General features: G+C 57.5%; 2 protein-coding genes. Both read left to right on the forward strand.

Annotated features, from left to right (window positions below):
- The first annotated feature begins 460 nt into the window (after window positions 1–460).
- A complete protein-coding gene (locus GWC77_RS27015) occupies window positions 461–1,216 on the forward strand; it encodes a DUF5677 domain-containing protein (RefSeq protein WP_173262355.1) in 756 nt (251 codons plus the stop codon).
- 450 nt (window positions 1,217–1,666) lie between these two features.
- Window positions 1,667–4,096, forward strand: a complete 2,430-nt coding sequence (locus GWC77_RS27020) for a phage/plasmid primase, P4 family (RefSeq protein ID WP_173262358.1) — start codon at window positions 1,667–1,669, stop codon at window positions 4,094–4,096.
- The last annotated feature ends 179 nt before the right edge of the window (window positions 4,097–4,275 follow it).

Genomic DNA, 4,275 nt, shown 5'->3' on the forward strand with positions numbered 1-4,275 from the left:
GTCCCTTGCGGCTACCCGGCCTGGCTTCTGGCTCTGTCACAGTGATGTCCATCAAATCGAAAATGATGGGCACCACTTTGATGTCGGTTCTCGCCGTCGTCTACGACGGTCGTCGTGAGGCGCTTACGCTTCTGGTTCGTATGGAACGAGGATGGTGGCCGTAGTCAGCAGTTCAGCCTGCGGCGTCTTGACGATCCGTCGCCTTTCATCTCAGCCTCGTCTCGTCTGATTTTGGACATCGAGCCGCTACAGTCGATGAACTTCCCGGAAGCGCCGCCGAATGATGGCGTATGGCTCATGGCTGACAAGTACGTTTCGCAGGCAGACGACCGCAGGAAACACGATAAGGTTGGCAATGACCTGTGAGGCGCCAGCCGTGTTTCACAGGTGATGTCCGCATCCGGCATAACTGAACGCGAAGCGCGCCGAACGTTTCCCTATCTATGAGAGGGAGCCAGATATGATCGAAACAGACGCGGTGTCGGCGTGGCTGGCGCATTCTGAGAAGCTCTGCGACGCAGCATCGCGGATACTTTCCGAGTGCGAGATACCAGTTGGACCGAAAGGAGCCGCCGACCCAAAGGTAGTGGCAGCATCACTCATGATTCGCACGGTATCGAACTTCAACGGAGTGACGTTGCTTGCGAGGCAGGGCTTCGTCGTCGAAGCCCGTGTACTCGCGCGCTGTTGTTTCGAGAACCTGCTATGGCTCGGTCGTGTGTTGACCGAGGGAGACGGTTTCATCCGGCAGATGGCGTCGGACGAGGATAAGAGCAGAAGCCTCCGGGCTACTTTCGCGCTCGATGTCACATCGAGTGAAGAGACAAAGGATCGGTTACGCAAGGCCATCGACGAGATCGCCAGTCGATGGCCGACAAAACCCAAGCTGCTAAAACCGAAAGACGTTGCGACGGGTAGTGTGATCGAATCGAGTTACCTACAGTACAGCCAGCTATCTGCGGATGCGGCACATCCATCATTGACCGCGCTTACCCGGTATATCTCTCGCGACGACGACCTGGGAACGCGAGACATCGACATGTCGCCGGTACCACGTCCATCAGAGGTCGCCCAGACCGTCTGTTGGGCGTGTATTGCGCTCACAGGTGCGTCCATGGCGTTTAATGAACTTGCGGGACCTACGGCAGCCGGACGAGCGTTGAATGCACTCGCGGACGAGTTCGAAACGCTGAGGGAACGAACCGGAATCACATGATGCCGTCGTTTGAACATTTCTCGGCGGGCTAGACTGTCAACACCGGCATGACATGATAGTGAATGGTGTTGGCGCGCTACAACGGAACGTGGTGTACGTCAAGCGCTGAATTGCTTTTGCGCCGCGTTTCTGGCATAATGCCAATTATTGAATGGTGACTGTTTAGCCTCTTGGCTGAACATCGCTTTCGCGGTTTCTGCCGCAACGCTTCGACTGTTCTGGTCCGGCGTCTATATGAATTCCCTCTAGCAGTACCCAAGCCGTTCTCGGCACCGGTGCGTCTGCACGTTTCGCGTCGTGTTCGCGGATCGCGTACCCGTGCCACCGGGGACTCATACAAATCAAGCTTCCTTGTCGCCTGCCGCCATTCGCGCGGCATACGATGCCTAGGACTATCCGTGATCGTCAGACGGCGAGGAATGCACTCGTCTGCGCGCATGCGCAATAAGAATGAAGCAATTGAACAACAACGTTATTTTTTCCCCGAGCCTGCATGATGCATTCGCCGAAGCAGGAATCCCGTTCCCGAATTGCACGCTGCATACCGGTAGAATCACTCGGTTCTCGACTGACGGCACGCCGAGCGACGATGCCGGTTGGTGCCGTATCTTTCCTGATGGAGTAGGCGCGGTGTTCGGCGATAACCGCACCGGCACGCGGTTTACGTGGCAACAACGTGATGCCGATGCGCCACCGTTGTCGGCAGAAGAGCGGGCAGAACTTCGCAAGCAACAAGAGGAAGCTCGCCGAAAACACGACGCGGAAGTGGCCGCTCAATACGCCACAGCGAGTGAGAATGCGGCTCGCCTGTTGGCCGACAGCGTAGAGCTTCAACCGGGGCATCCCTATGTGACGAAGAAGGGCATCACGCCGTTCGGTGCGCGGCAAGTCACGACGAGTACGCTGGTCTTGCCCGTATACGGTCCGGACGAAGCCCTACAAAGCTTGCAGTTCATCGACGACACGGGAGCCAAGCAGTTTCTCGCGAAAGGCAAGATGAAGTCAGGTCGCATGGTTTTGGGCGAACCGCGCAATGGTGCGCCGCTGATCGCATGCGAAGGTTGGGCAACAGGTTGTTCGTTACACGAAGCGACTGGCTATACGACGGTCGTCTGTTTCAACGGCGGCAACCTCGCTCCGGTCGTTCAGAGCCTTTCATCCAGGTACCCTGATTCTCGGCTCATCATAGCTGCTGATCTCGATGAATCCGGGGCAGGCAAACGGTACGCCGACGATGCGCTTGCCGTTGTTCCACGCGCCGTCGCAATCTATCCCGACTTTGCCGATGGGCGGAACGCGGGCGACTTCAACGATCTTCACCGAGAAGAAGGAATCGATCCAGTCGCCGAACAGATCGACATTGCCCTTCGAACCGAACGAATCACCGTGGCCGAAGTTCTCGACCCGCAAGGGAAGCCGGTTCTTTCCTCGAACGTGCGAGGTCTCGATGTCCGCGATGGTACCGCCGACACTCACTCCCTCGATGAATGCGGCAACGCAAAGCGCCTCGCGGATCAGGTCGGCAATCGCCTGAAATACGTGCCCGAGACGAAGCAGTGGCTGGTCTGGCGTGACGGCTGTTGGACGTGGGACAACGATGGTGCTTCGGTTCGATCACTCGCCGCGCAACTGCCGACCGTGCTGTATCGAGAAGCTGGGGCGCACCTTGCTGACGCCGATCATTTCGTGCGTTGGGCACGGCAGTCCGCGAAAGCGAAGACGATCACCGCGAGTGTTTCACTGTTGCACGATTTCGAATCAATCCGCCTGCCATTCACGCGGATAGACGCCGACAACATGCTGATTGGGTTCGATGACGGACGACAGGTTGTCGATCTCCGATCCGGTCGGGCACGACCAGCGACGCCAGACGATTACGTAACCAAGTCGATGAATGTGGCCGCACTCGGGGACGCCGAACACGCAAGTCGATGGAAACAGTTTCTCGGCGAAATTTTCGATGGCGACGTGGAACTGATCGACTGGTTTCAGCGGTACTGCGGCTACCTGTTGACGGCTTCCACCGAGGAACACATTCTCCTGTTCCTGTACGGACGTGGTGCCAACGGCAAATCCGTGCTTGCCGAAACGCTGAAGCGAATCATAGGCGACTATGCCCAAGCGGTTGCACCCGAGACGCTATGTGCGTCGAACCGCTCAGGTAGTGCCGCGACACCTGAACTTGTGCCGCTGATCGGTGCTCGAATGGTGTTGTCGTCCGAGACTGAACAGAACGCGAAGTTTGCGCAGTCCCGGATCAAAGGCTTCGTTGCAGGTGATTCGATGGTCGCCCGGGCAAACTACGGTTCGCCGATCACCTTTACGCCGATGGCGAAGATCATCATCACTGGCAACCATATCCCGGACTACAGTGGCAACGATGGCGGTTTCGAACGCCGGTTCAAGATCGTCCCATTCACGAAGACGTTCCCACCCGAAAACCGCGATCCGAAACTTGCGGCCAAGCTACTGAATGAAGCACCGCACATTCTTGCGTGGATGGTGCAAGGTTGTTTGGAATGGCGTCGTCGCGGTCTGTCAGACACGCCACGCGTGATCCTAGAAGCGACGGCGTCGTACAAAGAAGAGCAAGACATCATCGGACAGTGGCTTGCCGAGTGTACGGAACCATCATCCGGCAATCTGCGTACCACTGACGCCTACGACAATTACAGGGTTTGGGCGCAAGACAACGGTTTCCGCTCGATCACATCAAGGCAGTTCCTCAGCGGGCTGCGTGATCGCGGGCACGAAACACGGAAATCGAACGGTAAGGTGTTTATGGCGGACCTCTCCCTGACCGATTTCCGGCACCGCTCCGAGGCATACGCGCCGGTCGGAATGCGGGTTCGACCGGTACCACGACCAGTCGTCAACTGATGGCGCACGACCGCTGAGGGACGAAGTGACGAAAAACCGCTGTTTCTAAAGATTTTTTCGCCTCTTTTGAATTCCGAGTGGGTGATGTTAGCGGGTCAAGGGCGGGCGTAAGCCCGGCGCAGCGAACCCTTGAGGCGCTCTGAATCGACAAGCTGAGGTATGGCTGGTTGCGGCAGAAT

Source organism: Paraburkholderia sp. NMBU_R16, from assembly GCF_013282575.1.
In the GTDB taxonomy this organism is placed as follows: domain Bacteria; phylum Pseudomonadota; class Gammaproteobacteria; order Burkholderiales; family Burkholderiaceae; genus Trinickia.